The following is a 17546-nucleotide window of genomic DNA, read 5'->3' as shown; positions in this document are numbered from 1 at the left end:
CCGGGTCAGGGCGATCGTTCGAAAGGCGGGATGCGACACGGACATACCGGAGCAAAAAGAGCGGCGCGTATGATAGCGGCACGTCTCCACCCGGAAAACCCGACCACCATGACCAAGACGCTGATCACCAATGCCCTGCTCGTCAATGAAGGCGGCACCCAGGAAGGCGACCTGCTGATCGAAGGCGACCGCATTAGCAAGATCGCCTCCTCAATTACCGCTGATGACAGCATGACGGTTGTCGATGCCGCTGGCCGGGTACTCATGCCCGGCATGATCGACGACCAGGTGCATTTCCGTGAGCCTGGCGCGCCACACAAGGCCAACATGCGCTCGGAATCGATTGCCGCAGTGGCCGGCGGCACGACCAGCTTCATGGACATGCCGAACACCAATCCGACGACGACCACCCGCCAGGCCGTGGCCGACAAATATGACCGGGCGGCCGGCCGCGTCGCTGCCAATTTCGCGTTCTACCTCGGCGCGACCAACGACAATATCGATGAGATTCGCGCGCTGAAGATCGACGAGGCCTGTGGCGTCAAGGTGTTCATGGGTGCGTCCACCGGCAACATGCTGGTCGACCGTGCAGAGACCCTCGATGCGATCTTTCGCGATGCACCGGGGCTCATCGCCACTCATTGCGAAGACACGCCCACCATTCTGGCCAATGAGGCCGAGGCCGCCGAACGCTACGGTGAGACGCTGACCGCCCAGGCGCACCCGAAGATTCGCTCGGCGGAAGCCTGCTGGCTGTCCTCGTCGATGGCCGTGGGCCTGGCGAAAGAACACGGGGCCAGGCTGCATGTGCTGCATCTGACCACAGCCCGCGAAATGGAGCTGTTCGATGCCGGACCGATCGAGTCCAAGCGCATTACCGCCGAGGCCTGCGTTCATCACCTGTGGTTTTCGGAACAGGACTACGAACGCCTCGGCAATCTCATCAAGTGCAACCCGGCCATCAAGTCGACGACGGACCGGGCCGCCCTGCGGCAAGCCCTGCTGGAAGATCGGTTGGATGTCATCGCCACCGACCACGCGCCGCATACCGCCGAGGAGAAGGCCCGTCCCTATGTCGATGCGCCGGCCGGACTGCCGCTGGTGCAGACCTCGCTGGTCTCATTGCTGGATCACGTCAATGACGGCTGGCTGCCCCTGACGACGCTGGTGCACAAGGTCTGCCACGCGCCTGCGCTGTGCTACGGCGTGCAGGAGCGCGGCTATCTGCGCGAGGGTTACTACGCCGATCTCACGCTGGCGAACCTGGACGCCACCACCACCGTGACCCCCGAGTCCATCCTGTACCACTGTGGCTGGTCACCCTACGAGGGCACCACCTTCCGCGGCCGGATCGACTCCACCTGGGTCAACGGACAACTGGCATTCGATGGCCAGCAGGTCATCGTCACCGACGGCGGTCAGCGGCTGCGCTTCGCCGCCTAGCCGGTCCGGCGCCAACGCACGCCGTCTGCGCTGTCTTCAATGACGATCCCGCGTGCGGCCAGCTCATCGCGAATGCGGTCTGCGGTGGCGAAGTCCTTGTTTGACCGCGCGGTCTGACGCTGGGCGACGAGAGCGTCGATTTCGGCGCTCTCGTCATCGGCGCCGCCGCTAAACCATTCGGCAGGATCGGCCTGGAACAGTCCGAGCAACTCGCCGCAGGCCAGTAGCTGGCCCTTGATGGCGCCGCGTTCTCGATCGCTCTCTGCCTTGTTGGCGGCGCGCACCAGTTCCGCCACCTCGGCCAGGGCCCGAGGCGTGTTGAGATCGTCTTCCAGGGCATCCATGAACTCCACGGACGGCTCGGAATCCGTGGACTCGACCTCGGCCAGCCCTTCCAGGGCACGGTAGACGCGGTCCAGCGTCGAACGCGCCTGGGCCAGCACCTCGTCCGTCCAGTCCAGTGGCTGACGGTAATGCGCTGACAGCAGTACATAGCGGGCCACTTCTCCGGGCACCTGTTCCAGCACATCGCGGATGTTGACCAGATTGCCGGTGGACTTGGCCATCTTCTGGCCATCCAGATTCAGCAAGCCGTTGTGCATCCAGTAGCGGGCGTACTCCTTGCCGCCATGCCAGCACACGGACTGGGCGATCTCGTTCTCGTGATGGGGAAACTGCAAATCGCTGCCACCGGCATGAATATCGATGGTCTCACCCAGATGCGCCGCCGCCATGGCCGAGCATTCAATATGCCAGCCCGGGCGTCCACGTCCCCAAGGACTGTCCCAGCCGGGCTGATCGTCGGCGGAGGGCTTCCACAGCACGAAATCGGCGGCGTCGCGCTTGTATGGCGCCACTTCGACGCGGGCGCCGGCAATCATCTCGCGACGGTCGCGTCCGGACAGCCGGCCGTATTCGGGATAGCTGTTCACATCGAACAGCACATGACCTTCGGCCTCGTAGGCATGGCCGCCGCGAATCAGGTCGGAAATCGCCCGGATGATGTCCTCCATGTGCTCGGTCACCCGCGGCGTGCGATCCGCCGGCGCGACACCCAGCGCTGCCAGGTCCTCCATGTAGGCCTGCTCGTAGCGGCTGGTGATCTCCCCGATCTCGACGCCGGCAGCGGCTGCGGCTGCATTAATCTTGTCGTCAATGTCGGTGATGTTGCGCACGAAGGTCACGCGCTTGTAGAGCACGCGCATCAGCCGTGCGAGCACGTCGAAAACCACGGCCGGACGCGCGTTACCGATATGGGCGTAGCTGTACACGGTCGGTCCGCAGACGTAGATCGTGACATGCTCGGGGTTGAGCGGCTGAAACGGCTCTTTTTGCCGCGTCAGAGAGTTGTAGATCTGCATGACCTTATGAAATTGCGTGCAATGCGGGCCGGGATTGTACCGCTTCAGGTCTTGATTACCTGCGATGTGACATAATTTAGCTCACGCAACCCGTACTTGGTTGCGCCTTAGCGGGGGCCTGCGCTGCCCTTCCCGCCGTGCGGAGAATCTTGAATGGATACCAGTGTGACCACTGCCAAGGCGGCAGTTGATACCAGCAGCGACGCTGTCACGCGTCCCACCCGCGAAGAAGCCGAAGCGGCTGTTCGCACCCTAATCGCCTGGACTGGCGACAACCCGAATCGCGAGGGGCTGCTCGACACGCCCGGCCGCGTCGTGCGCGCGTATGAGGAATTCTACGCCGGCTACAAGGAAGACCCGCGTGAAATCCTGTCGCGGACCTTCGAAGAAGTCGACGGCTACGACGACATGGTCATGCTCCGCGACATCCGTTTGGAGTCGCATTGCGAGCATCACATGGTGCCGATCATCGGTCGTGTGCATATCGCCTACCTGCCGGTCAGCCGTGTCGTGGGCATTAGCAAGCTGGCCCGCGTCATCGAGATTTATGCGCGTCGCCTGCAGACCCAGGAAACCATGACCGCACAGATCGCCAACGTGCTGGAGGAAGTGCTCAAGCCGGCTGGCGTGGCCGTATTGGTCGATGCCGCGCATCAGTGCATGACCACCCGCGGCATTCGCAAGCCAGGCGTGTTCACCATCACGTCACGCTTCACCGGACGCTTCAAGGAAGACATGCGCCTGCATGACCGCTTCATGCAGATGATCCGCCCGACTCCGAACGATATGTAACGCGCCATGAGCATCGAATTCGCAGAACGCAAGACCATCGAACAGGTGGAAGAAGGCCAGGAACTGGCACCCAAGTTCGACGCAGACGGCCTCATCCCCTGTGTGACCACCGCCCACGAATCGGGTGAAGTGTTGATGCTGGGTTACATGAATGCCGAAGCCCTGCGCAAGACCATCGAAACCGGTGAAGCGCACTACTGGAGCCGTTCGCGTCAGGTGCTGTGGCACAAGGGCGCGACCAGCGGCCTGGTGCAGACCGTCACCGAGATCCGCATCGACGACGATCAGGATGCAGTCTGGCTTCGGGTCAAGATTCCGGGCGATGCCTCCTGTCACGTGGGCTATCGCTCCTGCTTCTACCGGTCCATCCCCATCGGGCAGGACAGCGGTGATCTGCGGTTCGAGGAATCCGAGAAAAGCTTCGACCCCAAAGCGGTCTACGGCGACGCACCGAATCCCACGATTCTGTAGCGGGCGGTTACATCGCCGTATTGAGCAACAGGCCGGCGCATGCCGGCCTGTTTGCAAGCGGCCACCCGGCGGCGCGAATCGAGCGCTAGCGCTTGGAGACCGTGACCAACTGCACGTGCGCCACGCCGGCGTCGCGCAGAATGTCCAGCACGTCGAGAATGCCGTTGGCATTGAGATTGGCATCGGCCTTGAGCCGCACCCGGTCCGGCCGGTTGTCGCCGGATAGCGCCGTGACCAGCCGCTCCATCGTCACCACGGCATCGTCGATCAGCACATCACCACTCTGGTCGATCACGATTTCCAGACCGACTTCATTGGGCTGGAACGAGGACACCGACGATGGCGGCAGCACGTCGAGGCGCTCGGGCACCGTGACCGCCCCCACCAACATGAAAAAGATCAACAGCAGGAAGACCACGTTGATCAGTGGCAGCATGTGATCGTCGGTGAGGGCCAGACGCCGGGTGTGTTCCCACTCCATCATCGGTGCTGGCCTGTCAGGGTTCGACTCATGGCCGCATCATAACGCCGAGATGGCCTCGTCGTCAGTGAAAATCCCGCGAGGCAACGGCCAGCCCGCCCAACCAGTCGGACCGGTCTTCCAGGTGCCGGGCGATGACGTGCACCACCTGATCCTCGTTCTGGACATGGCCGTGAATCAGCGGCAACTGGGCATGGAGCACGGCGCTGCGATACTGCTCCAGCACCTTGGGCCAGATCACCAGATTGATCAGGCCGCTCTCGTCTTCCAGGGTCATGAAGATCACACCGGAGGCGGTCCCCGGCCGTTGACGTCCTGTGACCAGACCGCTGACACACACCGGGCGACCGGTTTGCAGCTCGCGCAGACGGCGGGCGCAGATCGCCCCATGTGCATCCAGCCGTGACCGCAGCAGCGCCAGCGGATGGCGGCCCAGTGTGAAACGCAGGCTGGCGTAATCGGCCAGCAGATCCTCGCCTTCGGTGGGCGCACTGAGCAGGGGCTGGCCCTCGGCAAACTGTGGCCGCCCCAGCAGCGGTGTCGGAGCCTCCACCCCCGCGGCGTCCCAGTAGGCCCGATGCCGGTGGCCGGACAGGCTTTGCAGCGCCCCGGCCGCCGCCAGGGCTTCCATCTGCTCGCGGCCCAGGCCGGCAATCTGCATCAAACCCTGCCGTAGCGCCTCGGCGCCGCGCGCAGGCTGGCCGGCTGGCAATTGCCGACGCCATTGGACAATGCGTGCAGCCACGGCCAGATCCATCCCCTTGATGCGATGTAGGCCCAGACGAATGGCCGGCACCCCCTGCGGGCCGGATTCCAGCGTCGATTCGACCTCGGAAAACAACACATCCACAGGCCGGATCTCGACGCCATGTCGACGCGCATCGCCGATGAGCTGAGCCGGTGCGTAAAACCCCATTGGCAGGCTGTTGAGCAGCGCAGCGGTAAAGGCGGCCGGGTGATGGCACTTCAGCCAGGACGATGCATAGGCCAGCAGTGCAAAGCTGGCCGCATGGGATTCTGGGAACCCGTAGTCGCCAAAGCCCAGAATCTGCTGGTAGATCCGATCGGCAAACTCGGGGCTGTATCCTCGCTGGGCCATCCCGGCCTTGAGCTTGACCTCGAAGGGTTCCAAGCCACCCTTGCGCTTCCAGGCCGCCATGGCCCGTCGCAGCTGGTCGGCCTCCCCGGCGGTAAAGCCGGCTGCCACCATGGCCAGCTGCATGACCTGTTCCTGGAAGATGGGGACGCCCAGGGTCCGTTTGAGCACGTCGCGCACGGCCTGACTGGGGTAGCGCACAGGCTCGCGACCGGCGCGCCGCGCCAGGTAGGGGTGGACCATATCCCCCTGGATGGGCCCGGGTCGGACGATGGCCACCTGGATGGTCAGGTCATAAAGATTGGCGGGTTTGAGCCGGGGCAGCATGCTCATCTGCGCCCGCGATTCGATCTGGAAGACGCCGATGGTGTCGGCACGCTGGATCATGGCGTAGGTGTCGGAATCGTCGCGTGGAATCGTGGCCAGCTGCAGGCGTTCGCCGGTCCAACCCTCGATCAGGTCAAAACATTTGCGAATCGCCGTCAGCATGCCCAGTGCCAGCACATCGACCTTAAGCATGCCCAGGCTTTCCAGGTCGTCCTTGTCCCACTGAATCACGCTGCGCCCGGCCATGGACGCCGGTTCGATGGGGCACAACGCAGACACCGGCCCCTGACTGATCACAAAACCGCCGACATGCTGAGATAAATGGCGGGGAAAGCGGATCAGCTCGCGGACCAGCACGATCAGGCGCTGGATGACCGGCGCGTCCGGGTCCAACCCCACCTCGCGAATTCGCGCCGGCAATTCTTCGCTGCTATCCCACCAGGTCAGGGTCTTGGTCAGGGCATCGACCTGGTCCAGCGTCAGCCCCAGCGCCTTGCCCACGTCGCGAATCGCTGACTTCGGCCGGTACGAAATCACCGTGGCAGCCAGCGCTGCCCGGTCCCGCCCATACTTGCGATAAATGTATTGGATGACCTCCTCGCGCCGCTGATGCTCGAAATCCACATCGATATCGGGCGGCTCCCCCCGGTCCTTGGAGACGAAGCGCTCGAACAACAGGCTTTGCTCAGCCGGGTTCACCGCTGTAATCCCCAGGCAATAGCACACCGTGGAATTGGCCGCCGATCCCCGCCCCTGGCACAGAATGCCCTGCGTCCGCGCCCACCGGACGATGTCTTCCACCGTCAGGAAGAAGAACTCGTATGCCAGTTCAGCGATCAACGCCAGCTCATGATCGATTTGCTGCTGAACCGCCCCCGGCACCCCCGATGGATATAAGCGCCGCGCGCCCTGCTCCACCAGACTGCGTAGCCAGGAGCTGGGGGTATGACCGGACGGGATCAACTCATGCGGATACTCATAACGCAGCTCGGTGAGATGAAACCGGCAGCGCCGGGCAACGGCCTGCGTTTCGGCCAACCACTCGGGTGGATATAGCGCCTGCAGGCTGGCCAGCGGGCGCAGATGTCGCTCGCCATTGGGAAACAAGGCATATCCCAGTTCGGCAATGGGCCGACCCAAACGAATCGCCGTCAGGGTGTCCTGCAGGGCGCGGCGCCCCCGGGCATGCATATGCACATCACCTGCCGCGACCACAGGCAGACCCAAGCGCTGCGCCTGGGCCTGCCAATCTGCCAAACGCTGCTCACGATCCGCCGTGGCGAACAACTCGGCCACCAACCAGGTTCGCCCTGCAAACCGCTGCGCCAGTCCCTGCAAGTCGGCCTCATCACCGTCCAGCCATAGCAGCAGGCATCCATCCAGCGGCTCGGTGAGCAGGTCGTTCAACTCCAGCGCGTAGTCACCCTTGGCACGGCGGCCTCGCGCCAGCGTGATGAGTTGGCACAGCTGTCCATAGCCTGCCCGGTCGGTGGCCAGCAGCACCAGGCGATGCTCCTGAACGGTCGTGAACTCGGCACCGATGATCAGCGGCAGGCCCCGCTCACTGGCCGCCTCATGTGCCCGCACCACGCCGGCCACCGAGCATTCGTCGGTCAACGCCAACGCCGTATAGCCCAGATCCGCCGCCCGCTCGACCAGCTCCTGTGGATGCGAGGCGCCACGCAGAAACGTGAAATTGCTCAGGCAGTGCAGCTCGGCATAGTCCACCGGCTGGGCCTTCATGCGAAATGGCCGTGTAGCCACCAGCCCAGACGTTGTCGATCCTGGAAGACCCATAGGCGCGCGCCGAAACGGTCACGCATGACGTAGTAGTCCCGGCAGATGTCACCGCCCTGGTCGCTGGTCGTGTCCCACCAGCCCTGCTCGATTCGTTCCGGACCGGACTCGCGAATCAGCGGGCCGTTGTATGTCGGCTGATGATGACGCACGACCATGGCTTGGGGTTCGCGCAGCAGCCACATCGGCCGCGGTGCCGTCACAGGCGGGCAGGCCGCGTTCACCGCACCGGGCGGATGCTGGACCCAGGCCGCCTCGGGGCGGTAATCGGCCCGGGCAGACAGACCCTGTACGGCCTTGGCGCCAAGCCGGCTTTGCCAAAGCTCCAGCGTGGCCAGCCAGTCATCATCGCCACGGCTGTCCAGCCAGTCCTGTGTACCGGCGGCCAGCGACACAATGCGCGGCGCCTCCAGGCGCAGGCTGCGTACAGGCTCGGGCAGGCCGAGTCGATCCAGGTGTTCGGCCAGTACACGGCCGATTCGCACCGGGTCACGACCAGCCATGGCCAGGCCGATGTCGAGTCGGCTCGCGGGCTGTCGCTCGTGGAAAAGCCGCAGACGCAGGCAATCCACGGCCGCATCATGTCCACGCAGATAGCGCACCAGCTGCTCGATGAGATGCTCGGCGGCGGCCCGCAGACGCGGCGTGGCCGACTCGGGCATGGGCAGTTCCAGTTCAGCGACGAACCGCTCCGGCGGCGAGAACCGTGGCATGGCCTCGGGCCGCTGACCCAGTGCCTCGTCCAGCTCGCGCAGCACACCGGCCCCATAGCGCCGTGCCAGACCATCTCGCGGCAGCCGCATCAGCTGTCCCAGATGGTGCAAACCCGCCCGCTGCAGACGTGTCTGCCCCTTGGACGGCAGGCCTAGCGCCTCCACCGGCAACGCGGCCAGCAGACGTCGTGTGGCGTCCTCGTCCTCGGCCACGGCCCCGGACACCCAGGGCGCCAACCAGGCGGCCGCCCGCGCCGACCGGGCCATGGCCGTTTGCACCGCATGCCCCTGCCCGCTCAGTTCATCGACCACCCGTTGCTGCAGGGCCTGCAGCCCCCCGAACAAGCGGCGACTGCCGCCAACCTCCAGCAACAGGCGATCCGGTGTGGACACCGAAATCCAGGATGACCACCGCATGGCCCAGCGCGCCAACGCATCCAGCCGGCGGGCCTCGGCCGGCTCATCACGACGCTCCAACCGCAACTCAGGACACATCGCCTGTGCCGCCGCCGGGTGCAAACCCGGTTCCACCCCGCAGGCCCGCGCTGCAGGCGATACGGCCATCACGACCACCCGCTGCCGCACGACCGTCGTCACGGCCAGAGGCGTCCGCGGGTCATACTCCGGCTGCACCTCCAGCGGCAGATCGGAAAACTGCAGGCAAAGCCAGAGCTTGCCGGCTGATGTCGCCGGTGATGACTGGACGGGCGCCGACCCTTCGGCGGCCTTCGACGGGATGGGGGTCGATGGCCGGGCATCGGCCACGCCCGCGCCGGCCGGCTCGGCCAGCCAGTCCACCTGGACCTGGGCCCCTGCACTCACAGCGAAACCTGCGGACAGTCGTGCATGCCCCGGGCTTTCAGCACGGTCAGTTGTTGCCCTTGCATACGCAGGCGCAGATGCACGTTGCTGGCCTGACCCTGCATGGACTCCGGCACGAACAACACGCCCAGCGTGGAACCGGCTGCCGCGGCCACCTGCCAGCGCCGCACCGTTGCCACGCCCAGCCGACCACCCCGAGCACAGGGCCAGAGCAGCACCAGCGCGCAGGCCGTGGCGCGCAAGGCGGTTTCCATCACCCACCAGGCCTGCTTGTGGGTCTGGGCCTGGACCGTGAACAGCGTGGACAACGCAACCCCGGCCTGCTGCCAGGCCGGGGCAAAGGGCACCAGAGCAGGCGGTGGATCCACCAGCAACACGGTCTGCCCGGCCTGGGTGCAGCGCGCCATCAGCGGCACAAAGGGTCGCAGCGGCGGCGCCTGATCCGTTCGGGTCACCACCTCGACCACCCCGGCCACAGGCCATCCCTGACCGGGCAGTACCGCGTCCAATGCGCGGTATCCCGTGGACTGAAAAGCCCGGTGATCGGCATGACGCTGCTGTCCCCGCCACAGGGCGGGCTCTGATTGCAGCAGGGCTTGCAGGCGCGTGTCGATGGGCTGGGTCATGGTAAGACTGTTTATTTTTACAGTTTACCAGACGGGCCCGACTTGTCCCTCGCGCATAGCAAAGCCGCGCCGGACAGACGATGAACGGTGATTCAGGCGGTGAGGATGCGCGAACGCGCGGGAACTAGGGCGTGATGTCGTCCGTCAGCGTGTCTTCGCGCGCCATGGACAGCGGCGTCACGCCGGCCAGGGTCAGCTGATCCAGCGCCGACACCACCGTCTGTAGCGATACGGCGTCGCCAGGTGCCACCACAACCGGGCCGCGCTGGCCATCCAGCCGGGCCATAACCCCATCCAGCAACCGGTCGGCCTGTGACGAAAAGGCCACGCCGGCGGAGTCTCTCAGCACGCCATCGGCGCCGAGGGACAACGTCAGCGTGGGCCGGTTGCCGGTGTCGGAAGCCAGATCGCTGCCCGACATCAGGTTGATGGCGCCCCATTGCACATAGCTGGACGCCAGCATGAAGAACACCAGCAGGATGAACACCACGTCAATCAGCGGCGTCAGGCTGATCCGGACACGCTCCCGCTGCCCCGTCTCGAACGGGGGCAGCGAAGACGACGGGCCGGCATCCTGCAGGTTCATTCAGACCTCGATTAGTCGATGGCGTAGTAGGCGGTAATCGCCATGTATTCGACGTCGTTATCGTACTCGAGGTACTCGAACTGGATCAGGTTGTGGCTGGCCTCGCTCCAGCGGTAACCCGCCTGCAGGCTATAGGCAAAGCCGGTGTTGTCTTCGTCCAGTTCTTCGATGTTGGTGCTGAAACCAGCCACACCCAGGCGCGTGCCGACAAAAAAGCGACCTGGGGTCCGGAAGGCACTGAACAGGCCATAGGTAATGGCCTGGAAGTCATCGTCGGACGACGTGGTGTTCTGCTGTTCGTCACCGCCGCCACCACCGATCAGGCCACCACCGCCACCGCCGCCACCCGCGGTGGTCGTGGAACCGGAGTTCTCACCTCCGAACAACGTGAACCCGAGATCCAGCTCAAAACCCAGCCAGGACACGCCGGGGACGCGGATACCGACGGTCTGGGCCAGGCCATAGGCGGCATCGAGGTTGTCCAGCCCAGGATCGACCGAGATGAAGCTGGTGCCGCTGTAGAACGGCTGATCGCTGCCGCCGATACGCTCGTCCGCATCCTGTGCGGCAGCCGTCGAGGCCAGGCCGCTGCCCAGCACCACTGCCAGCGGCAGCAGCGTCGATTTGGATATGATTCGAGTGCTCATTGAAACCCCATGTTGGTTCGAACTTGAATGTATTGGTTCGGTCTAACGCCAAGAACCGACGCAACGTCTTCCCACATGATCAATCGTCTTGCCTGCCTGACCATCGTAACGCTGCTGCTGGGTGCCTGCGTACTGCAGCCCACACCCTACAAGGCCAAAGGCGATAGCCGCTACGGCTATAGCGAGCAGCGCCTGGAGTCTGATCGGTACCGCGTGCGCTTTTCCGGCAACGACGTGACCGACCGTGACACCGTGCAGAACTATCTGCTGTTCCGGGCCGCGGAGCTAACGCTCGCCAATGGCTATACGCATTTTCGCATGCTTGATCAGCAGGTGGAAGAAATTGAGGACGATCAGTCAGTCATCGTCTCCGCCGGGCACGGTGTGTACAGCTATCCGCTGATCTTCGGCACGCGCATCAGCACCATCAAGGGCAGCAGCCGATTCGAGGCCGGCGCACAGTTCAAAATGTTGCAGGCCGCGCCCACAACCGATGATGGCTACGTATTCAATGCCGCCGAGGTCAAACGCAACGTCGGCCCGCGCATCGTGCTGCCGGAAGACGGACAAGGCGTGAAGCCATCCGCCGGCGATGCCCCGACCAGCGCTGACACCCCGGATTAATGCGCTAGCCAGCCGTCAACGCCGCATCCAGGGCCTGAAGCACCTTTGCAGCGGGTGCGCGAATGCACACATCCACGGCATCGGACACCTCCGTGCGACTCGGGTTGATCTCGATGCTGCGTCCGCCCCATTGACGACACCAGTGCACCGGCGCCGCGATGTAGGGAAATACGCTGGTCGTACCAATTGACAGCACCACATCAGGCCGAGAGGCCATGACCTGATCGTATTGCTCCAGCGCCGCCGTTGGCAGCATCTCGCCGAACAGCACCACCGCCGGCCGGATCACGGCAGCGCAGTCGGGACAGCACGGGCTGTCGTCAGCCAATTCCCCATAGTGATCCACGGTCTGGGACCAGGCACAGACCGTACAAACGAGGCGGTGCATGTTGCCGTGCATTTCGATGAGCTGCCGGCTCCCCGCTGCGCCATGAAAGCCGTCGATATTCTGGGTCAGCACCGTGAGCTCGAAACGATCCTGCCAGGCTGCCAGCACATGGTGACCGGCATGCGGCCGGGCGCCCCGGCAGGCGGACTCGATCTGCCGCAGATGTCGCCAGGTCCGCCAAGGTTCGGCAGCAAAGCGCTCACCGGAGAGCGCGACTTCTACGGGCAGCCCGTCTTCGCCATCGGCCTCCTCGTACAGGCCGCCGACGCCACGATAAGTGGGCAGGCCGGATTCGGCCGACATCCCTGCCCCGGTAATCGCCAGCACACGTCGGGCGCAGGCGAGCCAAGCAGCCGCCTTGTCTACTGCGTCTTGCTGCGCTTCGGTCCATTCCGTCATGGACGCCATGTTACATTTTGCCCACTACCGCAGCGTCGCCGCGTCGCGACGCGGGCTCTGACTTCGAAGGATCCGATACACCCCATGCCTCGCAAATCGGCCACCGATCAGGCCGCGACACTGGATACGATTCGCACCCAGGCTTTTAAGCTGTTCGGGCAATACGGGTATGACGGGGTGTCCATCGGCAATATCGCCAAGGCCTCGGGCCTATCCAAGGGCGCAATGTACTGGCACTTCCAGGGCAAGGATGCGTTGTACATCGACTGCCTGCGCCGCTTACATGGCTACTTCGATCAGCACATTTTCGACGTGGTCCAGGCCGAACCCGATCCGATCCGCCGAATGCAGCTGTACTTCCACGGCATTGCCGACCTGGTTCAGGATAATGCCCTGCAGGCCGGTATTGCCGGGTACTGGCAGCGCAGCAACCGGGCCGACCTGAAGGAAGTGGACGCGGTACAGCGAGCCTTCGAAGCCCGCACCTCCGGCATCATGGAAGAGACGCTGCGACTGGCCGTCGAACAGGAAGTCCTGGATCTGGCCGATGACCTTGTCGATATGGCGCGGGCGATGATCGCCGTTATGGAGGCCATTGTGCTGCCGCTACAGGCGCACACCACCACAGAGGTGTATCAAACGCTGGGGGTGCTGGCACGGACCATGATGCGCGCTTACACCAAACAACCCGCGATGGTGGAACTGTTCCGCAAGCTTTAGGCGCTAGCGGCGACGCCCCAGCAGCGCGCCAAGCCCTTCTTCCAGCAAATCCGCCCCGCTACGGGCCATGGCCCGCACCGACTCTTCGACATGCTCGCCCTTGGCCGTCGCCACCAGGGCATCGCGAAAACCTGCGGTGACCTGCTGACGAAACTTGGGGAGCAGCTCCTCGCCGCCGGACATCACCCCTGCGCGCACGCGCTGCTCCAGCTCCTCGGCCAGCGCCTCCATGCGCTGCTCCAGCCGCGGTCGTAGCACCCAGTGATGCACCAGGGCCATCAGACCCACGGTCACGCATGCAGTCAGCACGGCCGTAACGACGATGGTGATCAGCGGCATGTGCGGTACTCCTTAGTCTTTGGCCGGCTCACGGTACTCGGCGGCGAACAGGGTCTGACGGTAGTAGCGCAGTTCGTTAATCGAATCACGAATGTCCGCCAGTGCCAGATGCTCCGACTCCTTGGTGAACCCCCCTGCGACCGCAGGCGCCCAGCGCCGTGCCAGCTCTTTCAGGGTGCTCACGTCCAGGTTTCGGTAGTGAAAATACGCGGCCAGACGCGGCATGCCGCGCACGAGAAATCGCCGGTCCTGACAGATGCTGTTGCCGCACATCGGCGAGGCGCCGGCCGGTACCCACTGCGCCAGAAAATCCAGGGTCGCCTGCTCGGCCGCCTCGATGGACACGCTGTCGTGCCGGATGCGATCCACCAGGCCAGACCCCGTGTGCTGGCGGGTGCACCACTCATCCATCTTCGCCAGTTCGGATTCTGGTTGGGAGACGGCCAGCGATGGTCCCTCGGCGAGGATGTTGAGCTGGGCATCGGTGACGATGGTCGCGATCTCGATGATCACGTGTGCGTCCGGATCCAGCCCGGTCATTTCCAGGTCGATCCAGATCAGATTGTCGGCTTGTTGAGTCATGCCCAGAGTCTAACCGACCGCGCGACCCGGCCGGGCATCGGCCGGACTTGGTGGCGCAGCACTGGACGCCCGCCAGAGGGGTTCTGTACCGTCGCCCACCATTGCTGACAAATGGAGACAAGACATGAGTTCAGAACTCGCCGGCAAGCGCTGCCTGCCCTGTGAAGGCGGTGTGCCGTCCCTGGATGCAGATGCCGTTCAGGCGCATCTCAAGCAGGTCAGCGAGCGCTGGGAGGTCATCAAGGATGGCAAGGCCATACGCGCGGACTTTCGCTTCAAGGGCTACGCCAAGACCACCGGATTCGTGAATGCGGTGGCCTGGATTGCGATGAACGAAAACCACCACCCCGACATCAGCTTCGGGTACAACACCGCATCGGTGCTGTGGGAAACCCATGCGGTGGAAGGCCTGACCGAGAACGACTTCATCTGCGCCGCCAAGGTTGACGCCCTGGTCGACGGCTAAAAGCTGGCTCCGGGGCCGTTCAGAGCGTCTGACGGCCCCGGAATGCGTGTGACAGCGTCCCCGCGTCCACGTACTCCAACTCCCCACCCATCGGGACACCTTGGGCGATCCGGGTCACGGAAACGCCGGCAGCCCGGGCCAGTTCACCGACGTAATGCGCCGTGGCCTCACCCTCGACGGTGGAGCCGGTGGCGATGATCACTTCCTGCAGACTGTCCTCGGCCAGTCGCTCGGCCAGCCGCGGCAGCCCGACCTCCTCCGGCCCCACGCCATCCAGCGGCGACAGACGGCCGTGCAGCACGAAGTACAGGCCGCTGTACTCGGCGCCCTGCTCCACCGCCACCAGGTCCGCCGGTGATTCGACGACACACATCACGGAACGATCACGCCGTTGCGAGCGGCAGATCGGACAGCGGTCCGCGTCGCTGAACATGCGGCAATCCACACAGCGGCGCAGAGACTCCAGCGCTGCCTCGAGCGACTGCGCCAGCGTGCGTGCCGCCTGGCGGTCGTGCTCCAGCAATTGAAAAGCCATGCGCTGGGCAGACTTGCGCCCCACGCCGGGCAAGGCCCGCAGGGCATCGATGAGCGCTTGCAGGCGCGCGGGATAAATCACCGGATACGGGCCTGCAGAATCAGAACGGCAGGTTCATGCCGGGTGGCAGGTTCAGTCCGGAGGTCAGCTCGGACATCACTTCCTTGTTCTGCTCTTCCACGCGGGTGACGGCATCGTTGACGGCTGCGGCGACCAAGTCCTCGAGAAATTCCTTGTCCTCTTCCAGCACCGAAGGATCGATGGTCACGCGCTTGACCTCGTGACGGCCGTTCATCACGACCTTGACCATGCCCGCACCGGACTGGCCCTCGGTTTCCTTCTCGGCCAGCTCCTGCTGCTTCGCCTGCATCTTGGACTGCATTTCCTGCGCCTGACGCATGAGGTTGCCAAGCGCGCCTTTCATTTGGGACATCGGTTTCGCTTCTAGTGAATCGTGGGGTCGGATTGTGTCACAGCCGTCGGGTCGACCGGCTGGATGGAGCCTTCAAGAATGGTTGCGCCGAAGCGGCGCGCGAACTCGGACACGTTGTCATCATCAGCCAGTGCGGCCTCGGCATCGGCCTGACGCGCAGCGGCCTCATCGGACTCGATGCTGGACAGCGTCGGCCCCACGGCCTCGACAATGTCGATGTCCAGCACAAGACCCGGGTTGGCCAGCTGCTGGCGCAAGACGTCGCGCAGCCGTTCGACTGTCGCCGGGCGATTAAACCGCCCCAATTCGGCCGGCAGGCGCAGACGAATCCTGGCGTCGGTCACCTCGGCGCATTCCGATCGCCGGGCCAGCTGGGCGGCCATGCCATCCACGGCCAGGTCACGGACCAGCGCCGGCCAGTCAGCAGCGCTGAGCAGCACGCGGGGCCGGCTTGCGTCGGGGGCGGGCTGCTTGGCAGCGGGCGCTTCGCGGGGCGGCGCAGCCGCTGTCACCGGGGTATCGGCTACGTTGGGGACGTGGCTAGGCGTTGCAGGCTCTGGATCCGGTTTCGACAGCGGTGCCGGCTCCGGATCCTTTGCGGCGCCCTGTAACCGCGCCCGGCTGCGCTGCAGCCGGTCGGCCACAGCGGACCCGCGCGTCGCCGGGGCCGGCGTCGGCTTCGGCGGGGCGGCGGGAATCTCGCTGCGCGGGATGACGGCTGATGCGGGCTCGGGTTCCGCGGGCTCGGATTGACGCTCCCGTGCCCGGGCCTGTCCCCCGGTGCCCGCGCCGGTGGTGCCGCCGGTGGCTGCGGGTCGAAACGCCATCATCCTCAGCAGGGTCATCTCGAAGCCGGCCCGCGGATCCGGCGCCACCGGCAGGTCGCGGCGCCCCTGCATGGCGATCTGATAAAACAGCTGCACATCTTCAGGCGAAACCGCATCGGCCAACGCCTGTAGCTTGTCGGCATCGAACACCGATGCCTCGTTGCGGTAGGCCGGCACCAGCTGCGCCAGTGCGATCTGCTGCAGAGCCGAGGCAATCTGCGCCAGCAATCCGTCGAAATCCGGAGCCTGTTCATCCAATTTGTGTAGCAGCGCCGCCATCGCATCTGGGTCCTGGCCGTTGACCACTTCGATGACCGCCAGCACGTCCTGCGCACCCACCGAGCCGAGCATGTCTTCAACAGAATTCAGCGTCAGCGCACCGCCGGCAAATGCGATGGCCTGGTCCGTCAGGCTCAGCGAATCCCGCATGCTGCCATCGGCTGCAATGGCCAGCGCCTGCAGGGCATCGGTCTCGGCCTCCACGCCCTCCTCGGCCAAAATACTCGCCAACCGTTCACGGATGAGCAGCGGCGGCAGCCGCTTGAGGTTGAACTGCAGGCAGCGCGAGAGAATTGTGATTGGCAGCTTCTGCGGATCGGTGGTCGCCAGCAGAAAGCGCACATGCGGCGGCGGCTCTTCCAGCGTCTTGAGCAAGGCGTTGAAGGAGTGCTTGGACAGCATGTGTACCTCGTCAATCAGGTACACCTTGTAACGGCCGCGTGTCGGTGCGTACTGGACGTTATCCAGCAGCTCCCGCGTGTCATCCACCTTGGTGCGTGACGCCGCATCGATTTCGATCAAATCGACAAAACGCCCCTGATCGATTTGCTCACAGGCGCCGCAGGTGCCGCAGGGTGTCGCGGTCACACCGGTTTCGCAGTTCAGACACTTGGAGATGATGCGCCCTAGCGTCGTCTTCCCCACGCCGCGAGTGCCCGAGAACAGCATGGCGTGATGAATCCGCTGCTGCGCCAGCGCATTGCTCAGGGCCTGGACCACATGCTGCTGGCCCACCACCTGCTCGAACGTACGGGGGCGCCACTTGCGCGCCAGTGCCTGATAGGTCATTCG

Annotated in this window: 19 protein-coding genes; 6 read left to right on the top strand and 13 right to left on the bottom strand. The window is 64.6% G+C overall.

Annotated elements, in window-relative coordinates; translation table 11 throughout:
* The first annotated feature begins 69 nt into the window (after positions 1–69).
* Entirely contained in the window at positions 70–1443 is a 1374-nt protein-coding gene (locus DEH80_RS02230) for a dihydroorotase (protein ID WP_207774414.1), read from the top strand.
* Here DEH80_RS02230 and cysS read toward each other — a convergent pair.
* On the bottom strand, positions 1440–2804 hold the full coding sequence (cysS, locus tag DEH80_RS02225; RefSeq protein WP_109718843.1) for a cysteine--tRNA ligase: 1365 nt from the start codon (positions 2802–2804) through the stop codon (positions 1440–1442). The genes DEH80_RS02230 and cysS overlap by 4 nt on opposite strands.
* A gap of 153 nt (positions 2805–2957) precedes the next feature.
* Between cysS and folE the strand changes: the two genes are divergently transcribed.
* Positions 2958–3596, top strand: coding sequence for a GTP cyclohydrolase I FolE (gene folE / locus DEH80_RS02220; RefSeq protein ID WP_109718842.1), 639 nt, complete (start codon positions 2958–2960; stop codon positions 3594–3596).
* Between the two features lie 6 nt (positions 3597–3602).
* Entirely contained in the window at positions 3603–4067 is a 465-nt protein-coding gene (gene hisI, locus DEH80_RS02215; RefSeq protein ID WP_109718841.1) for a phosphoribosyl-AMP cyclohydrolase, read from the top strand.
* A gap of 85 nt (positions 4068–4152) precedes the next feature.
* Here the strand turns inward: hisI and DEH80_RS02210 are convergent, their stop codons facing one another.
* The 6 genes from DEH80_RS02210 to DEH80_RS02190 form a co-directional block, all read right to left on the bottom strand.
* The gene (locus DEH80_RS02210; protein ID WP_109718840.1) at positions 4153–4551 is read right to left on the bottom strand and encodes an ExbD/TolR family protein; all 399 of its coding nucleotides are present in this window, start codon (positions 4549–4551) and stop codon (positions 4153–4155) included.
* Positions 4552–4612: 61 nt separating this feature from the next.
* Positions 4613–7714, bottom strand: coding sequence for an error-prone DNA polymerase (locus DEH80_RS02205; protein WP_109718839.1), 3102 nt, complete (start codon positions 7712–7714; stop codon positions 4613–4615).
* Positions 7711–9303, bottom strand: coding sequence for a Y-family DNA polymerase (locus tag DEH80_RS02200; RefSeq protein ID WP_165831245.1), 1593 nt, complete (start codon positions 9301–9303; stop codon positions 7711–7713). Before DEH80_RS02200 ends, DEH80_RS02205 begins: the two co-directional genes overlap by 4 nt.
* On the bottom strand, positions 9300–9929 hold the full coding sequence (locus tag DEH80_RS17280) for a DNA lesion error-prone repair protein ImuA (RefSeq protein ID WP_165831244.1): 630 nt from the start codon (positions 9927–9929) through the stop codon (positions 9300–9302). Before DEH80_RS17280 ends, DEH80_RS02200 begins: the two co-directional genes overlap by 4 nt.
* A 124-nt stretch (positions 9930–10053) precedes the next feature.
* Positions 10054–10515, bottom strand: a complete 462-nt coding sequence (locus DEH80_RS02195; protein WP_109718837.1) for an ExbD/TolR family protein — start codon at positions 10513–10515, stop codon at positions 10054–10056.
* Between the two features lie 11 nt (positions 10516–10526).
* Positions 10527–11162, bottom strand: a complete 636-nt coding sequence (locus tag DEH80_RS02190) for a hypothetical protein (RefSeq protein ID WP_109718836.1) — start codon at positions 11160–11162, stop codon at positions 10527–10529.
* Between the two features lie 75 nt (positions 11163–11237).
* Between DEH80_RS02190 and DEH80_RS02185 the strand changes: the two genes are divergently transcribed.
* Positions 11238–11786 carry a CC0125/CC1285 family lipoprotein gene (locus DEH80_RS02185; protein ID WP_109718835.1) on the top strand — a complete coding sequence of 183 codons (549 nt, stop codon included), beginning with the start codon at positions 11238–11240 and terminating at the stop codon, positions 11784–11786.
* Between the two features lie 4 nt (positions 11787–11790).
* Here DEH80_RS02185 and DEH80_RS02180 read toward each other — a convergent pair whose 3' ends face one another.
* The gene (locus tag DEH80_RS02180; RefSeq protein ID WP_109719016.1) at positions 11791–12573 is read right to left on the bottom strand and encodes an SIR2 family NAD-dependent protein deacylase; all 783 of its coding nucleotides are present in this window, start codon (positions 12571–12573) and stop codon (positions 11791–11793) included.
* 84 nt (positions 12574–12657) lie between these two features.
* On the opposite strand from DEH80_RS02180, the gene DEH80_RS02175 reads away from it, so the two are divergent.
* Positions 12658–13293: a TetR/AcrR family transcriptional regulator gene (locus tag DEH80_RS02175; protein ID WP_109718834.1), complete on the top strand. Its 636-nt coding sequence runs from the start codon at positions 12658–12660 to the stop codon at positions 13291–13293.
* Positions 13294–13296: 3 nt separating this feature from the next.
* On the opposite strand, the gene DEH80_RS02170 is transcribed toward DEH80_RS02175, so the two are convergent.
* Positions 13297–13632, bottom strand: coding sequence for a hypothetical protein (locus DEH80_RS02170; RefSeq protein ID WP_109718833.1), 336 nt, complete (start codon positions 13630–13632; stop codon positions 13297–13299).
* 12 nt (positions 13633–13644) lie between these two features.
* Entirely contained in the window at positions 13645–14214 is a 570-nt protein-coding gene (gene orn, locus DEH80_RS02165) for an oligoribonuclease (RefSeq protein WP_109718832.1), read from the bottom strand.
* A gap of 124 nt (positions 14215–14338) precedes the next feature.
* Between orn and DEH80_RS02160 the strand changes: the two genes are divergently transcribed.
* Positions 14339–14680, top strand: coding sequence for a 4a-hydroxytetrahydrobiopterin dehydratase (locus tag DEH80_RS02160; RefSeq protein ID WP_109718831.1), 342 nt, complete (start codon positions 14339–14341; stop codon positions 14678–14680).
* Positions 14681–14699: 19 nt separating this feature from the next.
* On the opposite strand, the gene recR is transcribed toward DEH80_RS02160, so the two are convergent.
* Genes recR through dnaX form a run of 3 tightly spaced genes read right to left on the bottom strand, consistent with a single transcriptional unit; the run spans position 14700 to position 17543 of the window.
* Positions 14700–15296 carry a recombination mediator RecR gene (recR, locus tag DEH80_RS02155; protein WP_207774412.1) on the bottom strand — a complete coding sequence of 199 codons (597 nt, stop codon included), beginning with the start codon at positions 15294–15296 and terminating at the stop codon, positions 14700–14702.
* Positions 15297–15315: 19 nt separating this feature from the next.
* Positions 15316–15639 (bottom strand): YbaB/EbfC family nucleoid-associated protein, encoded by a 324-nt coding sequence (locus DEH80_RS02150; protein ID WP_109718830.1) that lies wholly within the window; start codon positions 15637–15639, stop codon positions 15316–15318.
* Between the two features lie 20 nt (positions 15640–15659).
* Complete coding sequence (gene dnaX, locus DEH80_RS02145; protein WP_109718829.1) at positions 15660–17543, bottom strand: DNA polymerase III subunit gamma/tau; 1884 nt, start codon at positions 17541–17543, stop codon at positions 15660–15662.
* Between the last annotated feature and the right edge of the window lie 3 nt (positions 17544–17546).

The organism is Abyssibacter profundi, assembly GCF_003151135.1.
GTDB lineage: Bacteria > Pseudomonadota > Gammaproteobacteria > Nevskiales > OUC007 > Abyssibacter > Abyssibacter profundi.
This window is presented reverse-complemented; position numbering and strand designations above follow the sequence as displayed.